This is a genomic window from Bacillus sp. CGMCC 1.60114, from assembly GCF_042676365.1.
In the GTDB taxonomy this organism is placed as follows: Bacteria; Bacillota; Bacilli; order Bacillales; family Bacillaceae_G; genus Bacillus_A; species Bacillus_A rhizoplanae_A.
The window spans coordinates 256,606-274,537 of the sequence record NZ_JBHTHG010000007.1; the positions used below are offsets into that span (position 1 = coordinate 256,606).

General features: G+C 37.9%; 19 protein-coding genes and 2 other annotated features. Of the genes, 1 reads left to right on the plus strand and 18 read right to left on the minus strand.

What is annotated here, in order from left to right; all coding sequences use genetic code 11:
- Nucleotides 1-59: 59 nt before the first annotated feature.
- The 18 genes from obgE to ACFQZ1_RS04535 form a co-directional block, all read right to left on the minus strand.
- On the minus strand, nucleotides 60-1,346 hold the full coding sequence (gene obgE, locus ACFQZ1_RS04450) for a GTPase ObgE (RefSeq protein WP_377880887.1): 1,287 nt from the start codon (nucleotides 1,344-1,346) through the stop codon (nucleotides 60-62).
- On the minus strand, nucleotides 1,346-1,894 hold the full coding sequence (locus ACFQZ1_RS04455; protein ID WP_377880888.1) for a Spo0B C-terminal domain-containing protein: 549 nt from the start codon (nucleotides 1,892-1,894) through the stop codon (nucleotides 1,346-1,348). Before ACFQZ1_RS04455 ends, obgE begins: the two co-directional genes overlap by 1 nt.
- A gap of 65 nt (nucleotides 1,895-1,959) precedes the next feature.
- Nucleotides 1,960-2,250 (minus strand): 50S ribosomal protein L27, encoded by a 291-nt coding sequence (rpmA, locus tag ACFQZ1_RS04460; protein WP_369902463.1) that lies wholly within the window; start codon nucleotides 2,248-2,250, stop codon nucleotides 1,960-1,962.
- Nucleotides 2,251-2,253: 3 nt separating this feature from the next.
- The gene (locus ACFQZ1_RS04465) at nucleotides 2,254-2,598 is read right to left on the minus strand and encodes a ribosomal-processing cysteine protease Prp (protein WP_377880889.1); all 345 of its coding nucleotides are present in this window, start codon (nucleotides 2,596-2,598) and stop codon (nucleotides 2,254-2,256) included.
- 11 nt (nucleotides 2,599-2,609) lie between these two features.
- The gene (gene rplU / locus ACFQZ1_RS04470; RefSeq protein WP_020059958.1) at nucleotides 2,610-2,918 is read right to left on the minus strand and encodes a 50S ribosomal protein L21; all 309 of its coding nucleotides are present in this window, start codon (nucleotides 2,916-2,918) and stop codon (nucleotides 2,610-2,612) included.
- 14 nt (nucleotides 2,919-2,932) lie between these two features.
- Nucleotides 2,933-3,010, minus strand: a sequence feature (ribosomal protein L21 leader region).
- A 77-nt stretch (nucleotides 3,011-3,087) separates the two neighbouring features.
- The gene (locus ACFQZ1_RS04475) at nucleotides 3,088-4,470 is read right to left on the minus strand and encodes an Rne/Rng family ribonuclease (RefSeq protein WP_377880890.1); all 1,383 of its coding nucleotides are present in this window, start codon (nucleotides 4,468-4,470) and stop codon (nucleotides 3,088-3,090) included.
- A gap of 63 nt (nucleotides 4,471-4,533) precedes the next feature.
- Nucleotides 4,534-5,394 (minus strand): M50 family metallopeptidase, encoded by an 861-nt coding sequence (locus ACFQZ1_RS04480; RefSeq protein WP_377880891.1) that lies wholly within the window; start codon nucleotides 5,392-5,394, stop codon nucleotides 4,534-4,536.
- Nucleotides 5,387-6,127: a peptidoglycan DD-metalloendopeptidase family protein gene (locus ACFQZ1_RS04485; protein ID WP_377880892.1), complete on the minus strand. Its 741-nt coding sequence runs from the start codon at nucleotides 6,125-6,127 to the stop codon at nucleotides 5,387-5,389. The genes ACFQZ1_RS04480 and ACFQZ1_RS04485 overlap by 8 nt, the downstream gene beginning before the upstream one ends.
- 153 nt (nucleotides 6,128-6,280) lie before the next feature.
- The gene (gene minD / locus ACFQZ1_RS04490) at nucleotides 6,281-7,078 is read right to left on the minus strand and encodes a septum site-determining protein MinD (RefSeq protein WP_230573848.1); all 798 of its coding nucleotides are present in this window, start codon (nucleotides 7,076-7,078) and stop codon (nucleotides 6,281-6,283) included.
- Nucleotides 7,079-7,080: 2 nt separating this feature from the next.
- On the minus strand, nucleotides 7,081-7,767 hold the full coding sequence (gene minC, locus ACFQZ1_RS04495; RefSeq protein ID WP_377880893.1) for a septum site-determining protein MinC: 687 nt from the start codon (nucleotides 7,765-7,767) through the stop codon (nucleotides 7,081-7,083).
- Nucleotides 7,768-7,802: 35 nt separating this feature from the next.
- Nucleotides 7,803-8,345, minus strand: coding sequence for a rod shape-determining protein MreD (gene mreD, locus ACFQZ1_RS04500; protein ID WP_377880894.1), 543 nt, complete (start codon nucleotides 8,343-8,345; stop codon nucleotides 7,803-7,805).
- 12 nt (nucleotides 8,346-8,357) lie between these two features.
- Complete coding sequence (gene mreC / locus ACFQZ1_RS04505; RefSeq protein WP_377880895.1) at nucleotides 8,358-9,212, minus strand: rod shape-determining protein MreC; 855 nt, start codon at nucleotides 9,210-9,212, stop codon at nucleotides 8,358-8,360.
- Nucleotides 9,213-9,260: 48 nt separating this feature from the next.
- On the minus strand, nucleotides 9,261-10,277 hold the full coding sequence (gene mreB / locus ACFQZ1_RS04510; protein WP_377880896.1) for a cell shape-determining protein MreB: 1,017 nt from the start codon (nucleotides 10,275-10,277) through the stop codon (nucleotides 9,261-9,263).
- Between the two features lie 171 nt (nucleotides 10,278-10,448).
- Entirely contained in the window at nucleotides 10,449-11,126 is a 678-nt protein-coding gene (radC, locus tag ACFQZ1_RS04515; RefSeq protein ID WP_377880897.1) for a RadC family protein, read from the minus strand.
- Nucleotides 11,127-11,139: 13 nt separating this feature from the next.
- Nucleotides 11,140-11,700 (minus strand): Maf family protein, encoded by a 561-nt coding sequence (locus tag ACFQZ1_RS04520; protein WP_377880898.1) that lies wholly within the window; start codon nucleotides 11,698-11,700, stop codon nucleotides 11,140-11,142.
- Between the two features lie 307 nt (nucleotides 11,701-12,007).
- Nucleotides 12,008-12,976 (minus strand): stage II sporulation protein B, encoded by a 969-nt coding sequence (locus tag ACFQZ1_RS04525; protein WP_377880899.1) that lies wholly within the window; start codon nucleotides 12,974-12,976, stop codon nucleotides 12,008-12,010.
- A gap of 156 nt (nucleotides 12,977-13,132) precedes the next feature.
- Entirely contained in the window at nucleotides 13,133-14,443 is a 1,311-nt protein-coding gene (locus tag ACFQZ1_RS04530) for a bifunctional folylpolyglutamate synthase/dihydrofolate synthase (RefSeq protein ID WP_377880900.1), read from the minus strand.
- A gap of 117 nt (nucleotides 14,444-14,560) precedes the next feature.
- Nucleotides 14,561-17,206, minus strand: a complete 2,646-nt coding sequence (locus ACFQZ1_RS04535) for a valine--tRNA ligase (protein ID WP_377880902.1) — start codon at nucleotides 17,204-17,206, stop codon at nucleotides 14,561-14,563.
- 38 nt (nucleotides 17,207-17,244) lie between these two features.
- Nucleotides 17,245-17,476, minus strand: a binding site (T-box leader).
- Between the two features lie 256 nt (nucleotides 17,477-17,732).
- Here ACFQZ1_RS04535 and ACFQZ1_RS04540 point away from each other — a divergent pair.
- Nucleotides 17,733-17,927: a hypothetical protein gene (locus ACFQZ1_RS04540; protein WP_377880904.1), complete on the plus strand. Its 195-nt coding sequence runs from the start codon at nucleotides 17,733-17,735 to the stop codon at nucleotides 17,925-17,927.
- The last annotated feature ends 5 nt before the right edge of the window (nucleotides 17,928-17,932 follow it).

A 17,932-nucleotide genomic window follows, 5' to 3' on the forward strand; every position in this document is an offset into this window, starting at 1 on the left:
CATTTGAGGAGATTTTTTTACTTTGGCAAATAAAAAAGACTGCCGTATTTCGGCAGTCTTTAGTCGATAAATTCAAATTCATATTCAAGAATTTTTACAATATCGCCGTCTTTTGCACCGCGTGCACGAAGTGCTTCATCAATGCCCATACCGCGCATTTGACGAGCGAATCTGCGCACAGATTCATCACGAGTAAAGTCTGTCATCTTGAATGTTTTCTCAATGTCATAACCAGAAATGACAAATGTACCATCGCTTTCACGTGTAATTTCAAATTTAGAACCTTCAGCCTCAAATTTGTACATTACACTTGCATCTGATTCACTAATCACTTCATGCACTGGGAATTCTGGTGTTGTTTCTATTAGATTTGCTACTTCAAATAGTAAATCACGAACACCTTGACGCGTTACTGCAGAAATAGGGAAGATTTTAACTTCATCGCCCACTTTTTCTTTAAACGCTTGTAAATTTTCCTCTGCATCTGGCATATCCATTTTGTTTGCAACAACAACTTGTGGACGCTCTGTTAGACGCAGATTATATTCTTTTAACTCGTTATTAATCGTTACGTAATCCTCATATGGATCTCGTCCTTCTAAACCAGACATATCAATCACATGAATGATAACGCGTGTACGCTCAATATGACGTAAAAATTGATGTCCAAGTCCAACACCTGCGTGTGCACCTTCAATCAATCCTGGAAGGTCTGCCATAACAAAGCTACGGCCATCACCTGTTTCAACTACTCCAAGGTTTGGAACAATTGTTGTAAAGTGATATTCGGCAATTTTCGGACGTGCCGATGATACAACAGACAATAATGTTGATTTACCAACGCTTGGGAAACCAACAAGTCCAACATCAGCTAACACTTTCAATTCTAGTACTACTTCACGCTCTTGACCTGGCTCCCCGTTCTCAGCGATTTCTGGAGCTGGGTTCGTTGGCGTCGCAAAACGTGAGTTACCACGTCCACCACGTCCACCGCGTGCGATAACTGCTGATTGCTCATGCGTTACTAAATCCGCAAGAATTTGACCAGTAGCTTCATCTTTTACAACTGTTCCCGGCGGAACCTTTACAATTAAATCATCCGCTTTACGGCCATGTTGGTTTTTACTCATTCCATGTTGACCGCGATCTGCTTTAAAATGACGCTGATAGCGGAAATCCATTAATGTACGTAATCCTTCGTCTACAACGAAAACAACATCGGCACCTTTACCACCATCACCGCCTGCTGGGCCACCTTTTGGAACATATTTCTCACGACGATACGCAACCATTCCGTTTCCACCGTCGCCACCTTTTACATATATCTTGACCTGATCTACAAACATTATTTCACCACACTTTTTTCTAGTATTTGTAATATAACCGAAATTTCTTCATCTCGTACTGTATAAGAAATGGAAAACCATTTATTATGCTGATTAGCAAGCCATTCTTGTATTTCTTGTACATCCGTTAGCTTGCCACGAAAATCAAAAAAGAAACGAGCATCCTCATCTTCACATTCAACTGTGATACAAACATAATTTTCAACATAAATGTCTAAACTATGCTCAAGCATTTGGAAAAATTGAGTCGTCCATATAGAAATACTCTCATCTAGATGTGATAAATTATGTATCTTTCCTAATACTTCGTACTCCAACAAGCACGGGTGCTGTTTCCAATTATATGTTAAAATCCATTCTGAAAACTTGGGCATAGAAAGCCCCATCAGATTCGATTCTTGTCTCGCTTCTTGGACAAAACGATCGATGAGCTCATGAATTTCTTCCACTCTTCCAAGCGAAAGATTTCCTTTAATCATCTGCATACGATTGAGCCAATCATGTCTCGAGTGACGCAGCGCATCTATAATTGTCCATTTTCCCTTCATCCATATACCCCTTTAATATAGAAAAACTCTAACCTGCACCCAGGTTAGAGCTTTCCGTGAGTTTCTTATGCTTCTTGAGCAACAGGATATACGCTCACTTGTTTGCGGTCACGGCCAAGACGCTCGAAGCGTACTACGCCGTCAACTTTCGCGTATAATGTGTCATCGCCACCACGACCAACGTTAACACCTGGATAAATTTTTGTACCGCGTTGACGGTAAAGGATTGATCCACCTGTTACGAATTGACCGTCTGCACGCTTAGCACCAAGACGTTTTGCGATAGAGTCACGACCGTTCTTTGTGCTACCTACACCTTTCTTAGATGCGAAAAACTGAAGATCTAATCTTAACATACGTTACACCTCCTGCACTTTTTCTATTAATCGGATATATTTTCCGTAATCAAGTTCAATCGTTTTTAGCGAAACAACCATGCCCTCTAACAGAAAACAAGCTTTTTCTTTTATAGAATCATCTAGATCACTAGGCAATTCATACGTCAAGAATCCGCCATCTTTTCCAAGTTCAATAGTTGCTTGCACATTACAAAGTGATTCCACAGCATTTATCACACCAAATACAACCGCTGTTGTTCCAGCACAGACAAGATCTTGTCCATGCGGCGCAAAATTGGCATGTCCGGTCATTTTAAATGATTGGATACTTCCTAATTTCGTGCGGTTAATCGTAATTTTAATCATGACAACCCGAATTAAGCGTTGATTGCTTCAATCACTAATTTCGTGTATGGTTGACGGTGACCTTGTTTTTTACGATTGTTCTTTTTCGCTTTGTATTTGAAAACGATGATTTTCTTAGCGCGACCTTGTTTTTCAACTTTCGCAGTAACCGTTGCACCTTCTACAACTGGGCTACCAACTTTAACAGTTTCGCCACCAACGAAAAGAACTTTGTCAAAAGTAACAGTTTCACCAGCTTCTACGTCTAATTTCTCTACGTAGATTGCTTGACCAGCTTCAACTTTAATTTGTTTTCCACCTGTTTCGATAATTGCGTACATAATTGCACCTCCTCATAATTACTAAGACTCGCCAAAACGAGGTAGACATACAATGTCTTTTAGGAACCTGTCCTGTGCGGTTGTAGTATATAGCCGTTTAGGTGCTATAAACTATAACATAGAGATGTTATCATGAAACATAGCCTATTGTCAATGAATCTTCTACTAACTATTTTTTCCGCGCGCGTATCTCTTCCTTCGTTCCAAAGCGTTGAATCGTATAACGTGTTGCTTCATCATCAATAAAATAAATTTGAAAAGATATATTGCGCTGCAGTTCTTTCTCAAAAAAGATTTGTTGCACATTCGGATGAGCAGCTATTAGAACAGCTTCGTCATCTGTTCCATTATAAGCAATTAGTTCTCGTTCTAACTCATATGCTACCGTTTCGTGCGATAACACATAACCGCTGCTTTTACAAACTCTACAATCTGTTAACAGCATATCACGAAGCGATTGTTTTTTTCGTTTTCTTGTTATTTCTAAAATACCAAGCTCTGTAAATCCTAATACTCTCGTATAAGTATGATCTTTTTCTAAGTTTGATTTTACGATTTCTCTTATTTTTTCTTTTTCTTCGCGGCGCTTCATATTAATAAAATCAATTAAAATCATTCCGCCAATATCTCGAAGTCGCAGTTGCCGTGCAATTTCTTTCGCTGCCATTTCATTTGTGCGCAGCACTGTATCCTGTAAATTTTGTTTTCCAGTGAATTTACCGGTGTTTACATCAATTACAGTCATCGTTTCCATTTGTTCGATGAGTAAATAGGCTCCGTTTGGCAGCCACACAACCTTTTGCAGTGCTTTTTCAATTTCACGATCAATTCCATAGCGAGAAAATAAAGGTGTCTTCTCATTAAAAAAGGTCACTTTCTCTGCACCTATTCTCTCGTTTAATTCTTGTATCACACCGCGCTGATCTACAATCACTTCTGAAACTGTCTCCACTGGTATCTCTTGAAATATCCGATCTAAAAAACTAGAAGGAGAATGAACAAGAAGTGGTGCTTTTCCTCTTTGTTCTTGCCTTTTTACAAGTTCAAATTGAGACTGAAGACGTTGCATCTCCGCTTGTACGTCTTCTATTTGCACCTTCTCACATGCAGAACGAAAAATAAATCCACCTATTTCTTTTAGTGCAAGAAGTTGTTCTCGTTTTCTCGCATCTTTTATTTTCCGGGAAACGGCAAAAACTGTGTCATAGGGCATATACACGACATATTTCCCGGTGAATTCTATATTCGCTGTTATTTTTGGCCCTTTCGTATCAATCGCTTCTTTCACAACTTGTACAAGGAGCGATTGTCCTTCGTGTAAACGCATAGATGATGGCACGTTTTCATATGATAAATAAGCATGCTTCTCCAAACCAATATTAACAAAAGCAGCGTTCATCCCAGCTATCGTTCGCACAACACGCCCAACATATATATTTCCAACGATTTGTTCTTGCTCATTTCGTTGCCACAAGAGTTCCACAACCTCTTTCTCTTCTTCAACAGCAACTCGTTTTTCCGAACCGATATAATTTATGTATAACGTCTTCACAATCTATTCCTCTCTTTTATCCTTTTTTTATACAATAATAAAAGGTTAGTGTTATCGTCAACACTAACCGATTAACTCTTCTACAGATGATGTTGTTCTTTTTTCTGTAAAATATGCGTAAAGCAATTCATTTTCATCTAGTGTATATTGCGTCTTATGATCTCCTTGTATGATAATTGAATGCTTATACCCTCTTCGAAACTGTGTGAAAATATAGTACAAACTCGTTTCCTTTCCGACTGTAATTGATGTAACCTTTGCAATCTCTCGTTTTTTTCCATAATAGCGTTCCAACAAAAAACGCATAAATACATAGCGGCGTTGTTTCCATTCTTGAAATAAAGAGAATGCTAAAAAAAGGAGTAATGTCCACATCATCACATTCTTCCCATTCCAGACAAGTTGCAGCCCTAATACAGCACTAAAACAAGCAATTGATATTCTCATCATAATGTTATGCGCCTGTAAAAATGGAAAGCGATATGACAATATATTCAGCACAATTTTCCCTCCATCAAGAGGCCAAATCGGCAATAAATTAAAGCACAAAATAATCATGTTATTCCACATAAAAAAACGATAGAAATCTTCTCCCATCCAACCTACCGTGTACAACAAATAAGCAGCGGCTAACATCCATACATGTTGAATAGGCCCCGCTATAATGACAATGAATTCTTCTTTTAACGGTTTATTTCCATGCTCTTCAAGCTCAGCTACCCCACCAAATGGCAATAACTGAATTTGCTTAATACGCCATTTATAATGGGCCGCTGCTATCGCATGACCTAATTCATGAATAAAGACAATGAAAAATAATATTAATAATTCTTTAAAATGAGCTGTAAAAATTGCAATCGCCATAATTCCCCAAAACAATGGATGAATGGTAATTTTTGATAAAACCTCACTGTATTTATTCAAATGAAATCACCTGAATTGGATCAATAAATTTTTCATTCTTTTTAAAAGCAAAATAAAATTTTCCATTTTTCCCATTTGTTCCATTCGCAACTGTTCCGATTTTTTGTTTTTTCGCTACATAATCATATAACTTTACTGATGTTTCCCCTAAATTTCCATACCATGATTCTGTACCATCTGCATGTTGAACTTGAACAATATTCCCAAATTCCTCCTTTTGACCAACAAAAACAACAATTCCTTCATTCACTGATTCCACAATTGCATTTGCTGCTGTTTGTACAAATACACCTTGTCCGTTAGCATGAAAGCTTTGCATTACTTTCCCTGAAGCCGGAACAGCATAATCCTTTTCTTTTTGAACCGTTTTCTTTTCACTAGAAGGTAAAAAAGACAGCGGTTTTCCAAATTGCGATTCATACCACTTAGAAACAGATGCAAATTGAAATTCTTTTTCCATCGCTTGTTTAACAGCTGTACGCGTTCCTTCAAGAGAACTTGTTGTATTTTTAAATAAGATCGCTACGACAAGAACAAGAATTGCTGATAATAATAGCTTAAAGAGAAATACTTCTTTTCGAAAAAGAGGGTGTATTTCTTCTCCTTCTTCAATAAGAAGCGGTGTATATTCTTGCTCTTCATATGAAAATACCTCATCTTCTTCTCTTCTTTCCTGCTGTGCTTTCCTTTTAGCAATGCGTTTTCTTATTTCTTCTACTCGTCTATTTCTCATCCTGACCCCTTCCTCTTTCAATCAGTTTGTACATATGTATGAGTTGTCCAGAGGAGATATTCATGAGAATAAAATGAAGTTTTCCTAAATCTTGAGGGGGAAGTCTGCTTAGCAAAACAAAAAGAAAGCACCTCGCATATATGCGAAGTGCTCTTAGCGTATTCCGAAGAATTTTTTCATTTTCGTGAAAACCGATTCTTTTTCATTTTCAAGAGGCTGCAACGGTACATTTTCCCCAAGCAAACGTCTTGCAATATTTCGATAAGCAATTGATGCTTTTCCATTCGGTTGCAATGCTACAGGTTCTCCTGTATTCGTTGCTCGAATAACTGCATCATCATCTTCTACAACACCGAGTAATTCGATTGAAAGTGTACGTACAATTTCATCTACATCCAACATATCCTGTTCATGTAGCATATGACTGCGCACACGATTAATAATTAATTTCGGCGGCTCGATATCTTCTTTTTCCAATAGTCCAATAATCCGATCGGCATCACGCATTGAAGATACTTCTGGCGTCGTAACAACAATCGCTTTATCGGCACCTGCCACAGCATTTTTAAAACCTTGTTCAATACCAGCTGGGCAGTCAATTAATATGTAATCATAGTCTTGACGTAATTGCTGTATTAATTCTTCCATTTGTTCAGGTGTTACCGCTGATTTGTCGCTCGTCTGCGCTGCAGGTAATAAATAGAGTTCATCAAAGCGCTTATCTCTAATAAGAGCTTGGGGTAAACGACAACGCCCTTCAACAACATCAACAAGATCATATATAATACGGTTTTCCAGCCCCATTACTACGTCTAAATTTCGCAGACCGATATCTGTATCAATCAAACATATTTTTTTCCCAGATAACGCTAAGGCTGTTCCAATGTTTGCAGACGTTGTAGTTTTGCCTACTCCGCCTTTTCCAGATGTAATAACTATTGCCTCTCCCACAGCTATACAATTCCCCTTTCTAACCTTGTTAAATTAGGTCTAAGATGAGTGAGAAGTTGAATGCGATCGACAACAATGTAATTGTTCTCATTAATGTAGGCACATTCTGCCCCTTCCGCCCCTTCTTCTTTCTCTTCAGGAGCGCGCGTTGTTACGTCACTTATCCGAAGCTGCATTGGATTCATAACAGAAGCTGCAATAACAGCTTCTGTATCCCCATAATATCCAGCATGTGCAATACCTCGTAATGCTCCAATAATAAAAATATTTCCTCCAGCAATAACCGTCCCGCCTGGATTTACATCTCCAATTAACAATAAATCGCCTTTTACATGCAATATTTGACCTGAACGAACAATCTTTGAAACAGAAACAATTTCTGTTTCTTCTTTCCATGCCAATGCTTGTTCTTTCGTTACAACATCACTCTCAATAGAATCTACAACTAAATTCTTTTTATTACGAATTAATGTACGCAATTCTTCTTGCTGTACCTCTGTCACATAACGATTCCCAACTTTGACCTGTACTTCAATTAACGATCGTCCATCTCCCTCGTAATAATGGGTTGAAAGCTTTTCGTCAAGTTCTTGCAGCAATTCGCGAAATGAACAGGAATCGTCAAGATGTAATGCTAAACCATCCTTCGTTCCTTTTATAGTCACATATTGTTGCTTTTTTTCTGTCACCAATGCTCACCCCACCGATTCAATTCGACATAAAATCAGAAAATCCTTTTTTCTTTTTCTTCCATGGCTTCTGAAAGACGTAAAATATATCGTCTCAGTGGGAAACAAAACAGTAGTAAGAAAATGCCGTTTAATAACAACGTTGGAAGAAGACGGTCTATGAAAAAGATATGCGCTGGCATATGAACACGACCAATTAGCGTCAAAAATCCATACACATAATACTCCAGCGCAGCAATGCTCGCTAATACAATACAGTACACAATAAAAAGATTTAATTGTAAAATTCGCATCGCATGATATACAAGATAAGCTAAAATCGGATAAGCAAATATATACATCCCTACTAGCTCTGTATGCACCATATCAAACAAAAATCCAAATAATAGTCCATAGTAAATACCTTGTACAGAATTATAGTAAATTGTAATAAAGCATAAAACAATCATTAAAAAATGCGGAGCTGCAATTGTATTCTTCCAAAAAAGACTCGTTGGTACGAGGGTGGAAAACATGTTCTCGAGTACAAACACGAGAAGAAGTAGAAGAGGAAGAATTGCTTTTTTTATAATCTCCATCTCTTCCCCCTCCTATTTCCCTAGATCGACTGTCGGCATAACTCGTTTTGCGACCATAACATTATCTACATCATTTAAATCTGCTGCAGGTTTTACATATGCTGTTTGTGTTAATCCGTATTCATCTGATGTCACATCGACGATTTGCCCAATAACCAATCCTTCTGGGAACACACCACCGTAGCCCGAAGTTACAACCATTTGATCCTTCTCTACTGGTACACCAGATGGGATTTTTGTAAAGATAAGCTGTTGTTTCTCTTTATCGTATCCTTCAATTAACCCGAAAACACGCTTATCCCCTTGTACAACAGCTGAAATACGATTTGTTCTATTTAATGAGCTTACGAGTTCAACTGTTGAAGTGAATTGTGAAACGCTTTTTACTTTTCCAACTAAACCTTTTGATGTAATAACGGCAGCATCTTTTTGAATACCTTGTTGCGCACCTTTATCAATTCCAATTAGGTCATACCATTTATCTGGATTACGGGAAATGACAGTTGCTTGAACTGGATTATAATCACGAAGCGAATCTTTTTTTCCAACAATGTCACGAAGTTCTGCATTTTCTTTCTCTAAGTCTTTCACCTTTACGGACAATTCTGCATACTTGTCCAAGTTTGCTTTTAATTCTTTATTTTCTTCATACGTGCGCTTTACATCTTCTACGTTCTCAAAGAATCCGGCAACATAGTTCGCTGGCTTTTGAAATACACGTTCTACAACTCCTACGGTATCTTTTACAAACTGCTCTGGCCATGTTAGACTTTTCCGTTCTTTCAATGAGATTCCGATCAATGCCACGAGAAGAATAATACTAACTAACAAAACAATTAATCTTTTGTTTAAGAAAAACTGTGGCACGTTCACACCCTCTTAAATTTACTAATTTTTATGCTGAAATAATGGATTTTATCGAGCAGTTTTGAAAAGATGGATGTTGTCTAACGCTTTACCTGTTCCAATTGCTACGCAATCTAATGGATTTTCTGCAACAAGAACTGGCATATTTGTTTCTTCGCTAATTACTTTATCTAAGTTACGAAGCAAAGCACCACCACCTGTTAAAACAATTCCGCGGTCCATAATATCTGCCGCTAATTCTGGCGGAGTTTTTTCTAATGTATTTTTCACAGACTCAACAATTGCATCTACTGTATCTTTTAAAGCTGATGCAATTTCTTCTGGGCGAATTGATACCGTTTTTGGTAATCCTGTCACTAAGTCACGACCGCGAATGTCCATTGGCTCAATACCGTCTACTTCGCCAGCAGAGCCGATTTCTAATTTTAATGCTTCTGCTGTTCGTTCCCCAATCATTACGTTGTAGTTTTTCTTCACATATTGAATAATTGCATCATCCATTTCATCACCAGCAACACGAACAGATTGACTTGTCACAATACCACCTAGCGAGATAATTGCAACCTCTGTTGTACCACCACCAATATCAACAACCATACTTCCTGTTGGTTCCCAAACAGGTAATTCTGCACCAATTGCTGCTGCAAATGGCTCTTCGATTGGATATGCATCACGTGCACCTGCTTGACGAGTTGCATCAATTACTGCACGTTTTTCAACAGCTGTAATACCAGATGGCACACATACCATTACATAAGGCTTGCGAGAGAAGAAGCCGTTTGATTTCTGTGCTTGTTGAATATAATATTTCATCATTGTTGCTGTTGTTTCATAATCAGCAATAACACCGTCTTTCATCGGACGAAGCGCTACAACATTTCCAGGTGTACGACCAATCATTTGTTTTGCATCATTACCAACTGCAACAATTTGTTTTGTATCTGTTTGCAATGCCACAACAGATGGCTCGCGTACAACGACACCTTTCCCTTTTACGTATACAAGCGTATTCGCTGTTCCTAAGTCTATTCCAAGATCACGAGTAAAACCACCAATTCCAAACATATCATGTATCTTCCTTTCTAATTTAACAAAAGTACTTTATTTGTTCTTCTAAATACTATTATATTTATATAAAACATAACGTTTTTATATGTTCTTTGTTATAGTGTAGGCGAAAGCCTACAAAAAACTCATAACTCACATTATAAAACAAAATAAAGAAAAAAAATAGTCTTAAATATGACCTTTATCTTTTAAACTAACAAATTTATGGTCACCAATAATAATATGATCGAGAATTTCAATCCCGATAATTTTCCCGCATTCTACAAGTCGTTTCGTTACCTCAATATCTTCTTGGCTTGGCGCGGGATCGCCTGAAGGATGATTATGAAGACATATAATAGAGGCAGCAGCGCGGCGAAAAGCTTCCTTAAAAACCTCGCGTGGGTGTACAATCGAGGCATTCAAACTTCCAATAAATACCGTTTGTCGATGCATCACTTGATTTTTCGTATTTAAATATAGACACACAAAATGTTCTTGTTGTAAAAAGCGCATCTCCTCCATCATATAACGTGCGCAATCTTCTGGATTACGAATGCTATATCTATTTTGATACTCTAATCGTACCATTCTTCGTCCAAGTTCAAAAGCAGCAATAAGTTGGGATGCTTTTGCCATCCCAACGCCATGAATGCTTGTCATTTCTTCAATTGTTGCATCTTTTAACATTCGTAATCCATCAAAATGATGCAAAATTCGATTCGCTAATGTTAAGACCGACTCCTCTTTTGAACCCGTTCGAAGTAATATAGCGAGAAGTTCTGTATTTGATAAGCTGCTTGCTCCTTCTAGCAATAAACGTTCCCGTGGTTGATCTTCTTTCACAACATCACGAATGCAGCTCATATTTCAGCCTCCTTTACATATTAAATTGTTTTAGTTCACGCACGACACGTGCAATTGGCAAGCCGACAATAGCATAATAATCACCTTGTATATGATGAACAAAAATAGAGCCTTTTCCTTGTATACCATAGCTACCAGCTTTATCAAGCGGCTCTTTCGTTCGCACATATGCATCGATTTCTTCTTCTGTTAATTCCCAAAACGTTACTTCTGCACGCTCATAAAATGTCACTGTTTTTTCTTTTGAAATAAGAGCCACTCCTGTATAGACTTCATGTGTTTTCCCTGATAAGAGCTGCAGCATTTCTTTCGCTTCACCCTCATCTACTGGTTTTCCCAAAATACGCGACTCATAAGTAACAATTGTATCAGCACCAAGCACAACACAGTCTTCGTAATCCTTTGCTACAGCTGATGCTTTTTGCAACGCAAGCGACATCACGATATCATGCGGTGATGAATATGCTCCAATTATTTCTTCTACATCGCTAACCACAACATCAAACGGTATATCTACTAGTTCAAGTAATTCTTTACGCCTTGGTGAACCGGACGCTAAAATAAGTTTTTTCATACGTTCTCCTTTCGTTTTCCAAATTATCAGGAAGATACAACATAACCATACTAAATGTATATCTTCTCCTCAAATTTTGAAAATATCGTTTTTCTAAACAAAAAAATACAAAAGAAAGGAAAGGAGCTTAAACTCCCCTTCCCTTTCTTCAGCTTAAACAGATGATAAGAAAAAAAGAAAACCACCTTCTAATAAAGTGAAACTTCCATCAGTGTTTTTTTATCCCCCTATCTTCTTCACTTCTCTCTGAATCTTGACGTGGGGGTCTTACTGCCCACGAATAGCGGGACAATAAGTTAAACCTTATCTAATTATTATACGTTTTTGTTTTTTGTGAAACTATTTTTTCATAAGAAAGAAAACTATCAACTAAAACTTGCTGCAATTTTGTTATTGTTGTCACATCTTGCTTTCCCTCTTGTATTGTCTGCACAGCCACTGATGCATACGTAAATAATTTTTTTACATCGTCTCGCTTTAATGCCGTTTCTTCTTTTTTTATTGCCTTCCATTCATTTTTAATTTGTTCTAAATTTGTTTTATTTATTTTGTTCCCGGACTGCACTGTAGCTGCTTGTTGCAGCAATTTTTCGTACAAAGACTGTAGCTTTTCAAAAAACGATCCGTACTCTTGATTCCCTTTTAGAAGTGCTTGATCCGTAATCTCCCATTTCTTTTTCATAACTGATATATCTTTTTGTTTATATTGCTCTATCATCTGTATAACAGATTGCTCATCATTTGCCATTCCAAGAATGAGTAAATATTTATCGCCTGATTGCATAATCGCTCCAGGGACTCCTTGTTCTTGTAACTCTTTTAACGACGCCTGTCCCTTTTCTTTCGTAGAAAATACCCCGCCCTGCACAAAATGAATAGTAAGCGGTGATAAAGCTGCTGATACTGCTTTCTTTTCTTCTTTTTTCTCATTTGTTGATTGTTTTGTCTCATTTTTCTCTGTAACATTTACTGCTGGGGCTGTAGTTTCACGAACTGCTTCTTGGTCTGTTAACAGGTGCAGCATTCCCATTCCAAACCCTGTCCCAATTACAATCGCTGTGGATACTGTGAAAATAAAAGTATTACTCCATCCTTTTTTACCTTTTCGCATCGAAGATAATACATTTTTTTGAAACGGCACAACATTATTTGTCACTGTATTCTCTGGCAGCATCCACTCAAACTCTTCTTTCTTTTGCTCATGTTCTTTCTTTTCTAAATAATTTGCTTCCGTTCCATTCACTTTAATTGAAATTGTTCGCGATTGCTTGTCCATACCCCCACTCCTTACTTCTTATCATTGCCAGCATCGTATCATACTCGTTTCAAAAAAGAACGAGATATTTGTCAAAGAGATTCGTCAAATTATCCTATATTGTTATCTTATATGTATGCTTACGTCTTTATTTGTAGAACTAAAAAACTAGACAGTTTATTTCTGTCTAGTTTTTTGAATAACGTATTTACGAGCTTCTGATATGAAATAAAGAGAACCTGTTAGTAAGAAAACATCCTCTTCTTGCAGAGAAGCTATTGTTGTATCAATCGCTTCCTGCCAATTCTCAAAAATATGTTTCGGTTCTCGTTTTGAATAAGCAGCAAGAGCCTTAGCGGAAATTGCACGATCAAATGAAAACGTCGTAAAGATCATTTCATCTGCAATCGTTTCTAGCTCTCCAACCATTTCATCCAATTGTTTATCCCCAAGTGCTGTAAATAAAACGACAATTCGCTTTTCACTATAGTGAGCACGAACAGTTTCTACAAGACTATGCACTCCTTCTGGATTGTGAGCACCATCAATGATGACATGCGGGTTCGTAGCAAGTTGTTCAAAACGGCCAACCCAGTATGCTTCAGCTAAGCCTTTTCGAATATGCTCCTCATCAATTAAGAACGCCTGATACACTTTTAAATATGTGATTGCCATAAGCGCAAGCGCCGCATTTTGCACTTGATGCTGTCCTTTCATAGAAATATGAAGGTCTTCATATGTATGAAAGGAAGACGAGAATGTAAATTGTTCACCTTGCGTCTTTGCAAAAAGATGTTCTACTTTAAACTGATTCCCAAGTTCATATAAATGAGTACGCTTTTCACTTACAATAGTACGAATAACCTCTAACGCACCCTCTTGCTCCACACCTGTAATAACAGGAACACCTGATTTCACAATTCCCGCTTTTTCAAATGCAATATCTTCTAGTGTATCTCCTAGAATATGCATATGATCATGACCAATATTTGTAATGATGCTCAGTACAGGGTGAATGACATTTGTTGAATCAAAACGCCCTCCAAGACCTGTCTCAAGTAAAACGATGTCACACGGATTTGTCTTTCCAAAATAATAAAGTGCCATAACAGTAATGATTTCAAATTCTGTCGTTTCGCCTAAATCTGTTTCATCTAATTTTTCCACCACAGGTTTGACCATATTTACGAGATCTGTAATTTCTTGATCTGAAATCGGTGTACCATCAATACTAATCCGTTCATTAAACGTTTCAATGTACGGTGAAGTAAATGTTCCTACTTTATACTCTGCCGCCTGTAACATATAGCGCATATATGTGAGAGTGGAACCTTTTCCATTTGTTCCTGCAAGATGAACACATTTTATATGACGTTCTGGATTTCCAAGTTCCTCTAACATCCATCGCATGCGTTCTAATCCAGGTTTAATGCCAAATTTTAAACGACTATGAATCCAGTCGATTGCTTCCTCATATGTATGTATCATGTATGCCATTCCCCTTTCAAATCAGCCAAAAAACGAATCAAGACAACAGAGTATCTCAGCTCTATTATACGCAAATAAAAGAGACTCACCAATATAGTGAGTCTCTTTCGAATAACTTTATTTTTGAAGATCAGCTAAACGTTGGCGAACTGCCTCACGTTTTTCTAGGTAATCTTGCTCTTTCGCGCGTTCTCCTTCAATAACTGCAGCCGGAGCTTTTGCTACGAATCCTTGATTTGAAAGTTTCTTTTGTACACGCTCTACTTCTTTATCAAACTTCTCAAGTTCTTTTTCAAGACGTACTTTTTCTTCTTCAAGGTTAATAAGGTCAGCTAATGGTAAGAATAACTCTGCACCTGATACGATTGCAGTCATTGCTTTTTCCGGCGCTTGTAAATCCGTCTTGATTGTTAATTCACTTGGATTACAGAAGCGCTCAATGTAAGAGCTATTTTTCGTAAGTTGTGCTAGTACTGCCTCATCTTTTGCTTTAATTTGCAATTGAACTTTTTTGCTCATTGGCGTATTTACCTCAGCACGGATATTACGAACAGAGCGAATGATGTCAACTAGAAGGTGCATTTCTGCCGCTGCTTCTTTGTCTTGTAAATCTTCACGAACTGTCGGCCATGCCGCTACTGTAATAGATTCGCCTTCATGAGGTAAGTGCTGCCAAATTGTTTCTGTTACGAATGGCATGAATGGGTGCAATAGGCGCATCGTTTGATCAAGTACGTACGCTAAAACAGAACGAGTTGTTTTCTTCGCTGCTTCATCTTCACCGTATAACGGAAGCTTCGCCATCTCAATGTACCAGTCACAGAAATCATCCCAAATGAAGTTGTATAATGAACGGCCAGCTTCACCAAACTCATATTTATCCATATTACGTGTTACACTTTCGATCGTTTCATTTAAGCGAGTTAAAATCCACTTATCTGCAACTGATTTTTCACCAGTTAAATCGATATCTTCGTATTTCATGTCATCCATGTTCATTAATACGAAACGTGATGCATTCCAAATTTTATTAATGAAGTTCCAAGTAGATTCTACTTTCTCCATGCTAAAGCGTAAATCTTGACCTGGTGCACTTCCTGTTGATAAGAAGAAGCGCATTGCATCTGCACCGTACTTATCAATAACATCCATTGGGTCAATACCGTTACCAAGAGATTTACTCATTTTACGTCCTTGCTCATCACGAACTAAACCGTGAATTAATACATCTTTAAATGGACGCTCTCCTGTAAACTCTAAACCTTGGAAAATCATACGAGATACCCAGAAGAAGATGATATCATAACCAGTTACTAAAGCATCTGTTGAATAGTAACGTTTGAAGTCTGCTGCATCTTCATTCGGCCAACCAAGTGTTGAGAACGGCCATAATGCTGAGCTAAACCATGTATCAAGTACGTCGTTATCTTGGTTCCAGTTTTCAATATCTGCTGGTGCTTCTGTACCTACGTATACTTCACCAGTCTCTTTATGATACCAAGCTGGAATGCGGTGACCCCACCATAATTGACGAGAAATACACCAGTCGTGAATGTTTTCCATCCAGCGTAAGTATGTGTTTTCAAAACGCTCTGGTACGAACGTTACTTTTTCTTCTTCTTTTTGTTGAAGCTCAATCGCTTTTTCTGCAAGTGGTGCCATTTTTACGAACCATTGTGTTGATAAGTAAGGTTCAACAACAGCTCCGCTACGCTCACTATGACCAACAGAATGCATATGAGGCTCAATTTCTACTAATACGCCTGCTTCTTGCAAGTCTTTTACTAATTGCTTACGGCATTCAAAGCGATCCATACCGTTATACTTACCAGCTTTTTCGTTCATCGTTCCATCTTCGTTCATTACTAGGATGCGTGGTAAGTCGTGGCGGTTACCTACTTCAAAGTCATTCGGATCATGAGCTGGTGTAATTTTCACAACGCCTGTTCCGAAATCTTTTTCTACGTACTCATCAGCAATAATCGGAATCTCACGGCCAACGATTGGAAGTGTAACTGTTTTTCCGATTAAATGTTTGTAACGATCATCTTCTGGATGAACTGCTACCGCTGTATCACCAAGCATCGTTTCTGGACGAGTTGTTGCAAGGCGAATGTGACCAGAACCGTCTGTTAACGGATAGTTCATATGATAGAATGCACCTTGAACCTCTTTATGAATTACTTCAATATCAGAAAGAGCTGTGCGTGTTGCTGGATCCCAGTTAATAATATACTCACCGCGGTAAATTAAACCTTTTTCGTATAATTGAACGAATACTTTATTAACCGCATCAGATAAACCTTCGTCTAATGTAAAGCGCTCACGAGAGTAATCTAATCCTAAACCAACTTTCCCCCATTGCTGACGAATGTGAGAAGCGTATTCTTCTTTCCATTCCCACGCTTTTTCAAGGAATTTCTCACGGCCAAGATCGTAACGTGAAATACCTTCTTCACGAAGTTTTCCTTCTACTTTCGCTTGTGTTGCAATACCAGCATGGTCCATTCCTGGAAGCCATAATACATCGTAACCTTGCATACGCTTTGTACGAGTTAAAATATCTTGAAGCGTCGTATCCCAAGCATGACCTAAGTGCAGCTTACCTGTTACGTTTGGAGGTGGGATTACAATTGTATATGGTTGTTTCTTTTCATCTCCTGTTGCTTCGAAATATTTGCCTTCAAGCCACCATTGATAACGGCCTTCTTCAACGGACATATGATCATATTTAGTCGGTAAATTCTTTTCCGTGTTTGACATTATTTTCCCTCCTTCAAAATAAAAAATGCCCCTCATCCAAAAAGGACGAGGGACATCGCGGTACCACCTTTATTTACAAACAAATTCAAAATTTGCTTATACTCTTAATTTGATAACGGACAAATCCGTCTTTTCCTAATGAGAATGACTCCGTTCAGAAAAGATGCTCCAGGGCTACCTTCTAACATGACTATCTAGAGAATCTCACAGCTAATAATTCTCCTCTCTGAAGACGTTTAATGTTATACTCTTCCCCTTCAACGCATTTATATGATTGTTAATTTATTATATACAATAGTGTAAAAAACGAAACTACATTCGTCAAGATAAAAATTTTTTTCGACTTACATCTACAATAATTACATTCTATTTTCAATCAGCTTAACCAAGTTTTTTATAACATATGCAAAGAAAATGAAAAAGTGCAGCACAAGCACATGAGACACTTACCCCGCATAATGTAATATCACACCTATCCTTCTCCTATTATTCGATACTAGAGGAGTTTCTAATACGGAGGACCATTATGCGACGCTTTCGACGCACGTACAATTTTTCATCCCCTTCATGGCTAAGAAATTTACAAACGATGTTTTCTGACTTTGCAATCCCACTCACGATTTTCCAAGGCATTCGCACTTTACTCCTACCTACGTTTTTAGATTTTATCATACTTGTTATTTTCGTAGCAGCAACAATTCGCCTACATTTTCAGCCGTAACCTTT

Bases quoted from the DNA above. Each gene is read 5' to 3' on its own strand.
- obgE (WP_377880887.1), bottom strand. From the start codon at position 1,346: ATGTTTGTAGATCAGGTCAAGATATATGTAAAAGGTGGCGACGGTGGA.
- ACFQZ1_RS04455 (WP_377880888.1), bottom strand. From the start codon at position 1,894: ATGAAGGGAAAATGGACAATTATAGATGCGCTGCGTCACTCGAGACAT.
- rpmA (WP_369902463.1), bottom strand. From the start codon at position 2,250: ATGTTAAGATTAGATCTTCAGTTTTTCGCATCTAAGAAAGGTGTAGGT.
- ACFQZ1_RS04465 (WP_377880889.1), bottom strand. From the start codon at position 2,598: ATGATTAAAATTACGATTAACCGCACGAAATTAGGAAGTATCCAATCA.
- rplU (WP_020059958.1), bottom strand. From the start codon at position 2,918: ATGTACGCAATTATCGAAACAGGTGGAAAACAAATTAAAGTTGAAGCT.
- ACFQZ1_RS04485 (WP_377880892.1), bottom strand. From the start codon at position 6,127: ATGAGAAATAGACGAGTAGAAGAAATAAGAAAACGCATTGCTAAAAGG.
- mreD (WP_377880894.1), bottom strand. From the start codon at position 8,345: ATGGAGATTATAAAAAAAGCAATTCTTCCTCTTCTACTTCTTCTCGTG.
- mreB (WP_377880896.1), bottom strand. From the start codon at position 10,277: ATGTTTGGAATTGGTGGTTTTACTCGTGATCTTGGAATAGACTTAGGA.
- radC (WP_377880897.1), bottom strand. From the start codon at position 11,126: ATGAGCTGCATTCGTGATGTTGTGAAAGAAGATCAACCACGGGAACGT.
- ACFQZ1_RS04520 (WP_377880898.1), bottom strand. From the start codon at position 11,700: ATGAAAAAACTTATTTTAGCGTCCGGTTCACCAAGGCGTAAAGAATTA.
- ACFQZ1_RS04525 (WP_377880899.1), bottom strand. From the start codon at position 12,976: ATGGACAAGCAATCGCGAACAATTTCAATTAAAGTGAATGGAACGGAA.
- ACFQZ1_RS04530 (WP_377880900.1), bottom strand. From the start codon at position 14,443: ATGATACATACATATGAGGAAGCAATCGACTGGATTCATAGTCGTTTA.
- ACFQZ1_RS04535 (WP_377880902.1), bottom strand. From the start codon at position 17,206: ATGTCAAACACGGAAAAGAATTTACCGACTAAATATGATCATATGTCC.
- ACFQZ1_RS04540 (WP_377880904.1), top strand. From the start codon at position 17,733: ATGCGACGCTTTCGACGCACGTACAATTTTTCATCCCCTTCATGGCTA.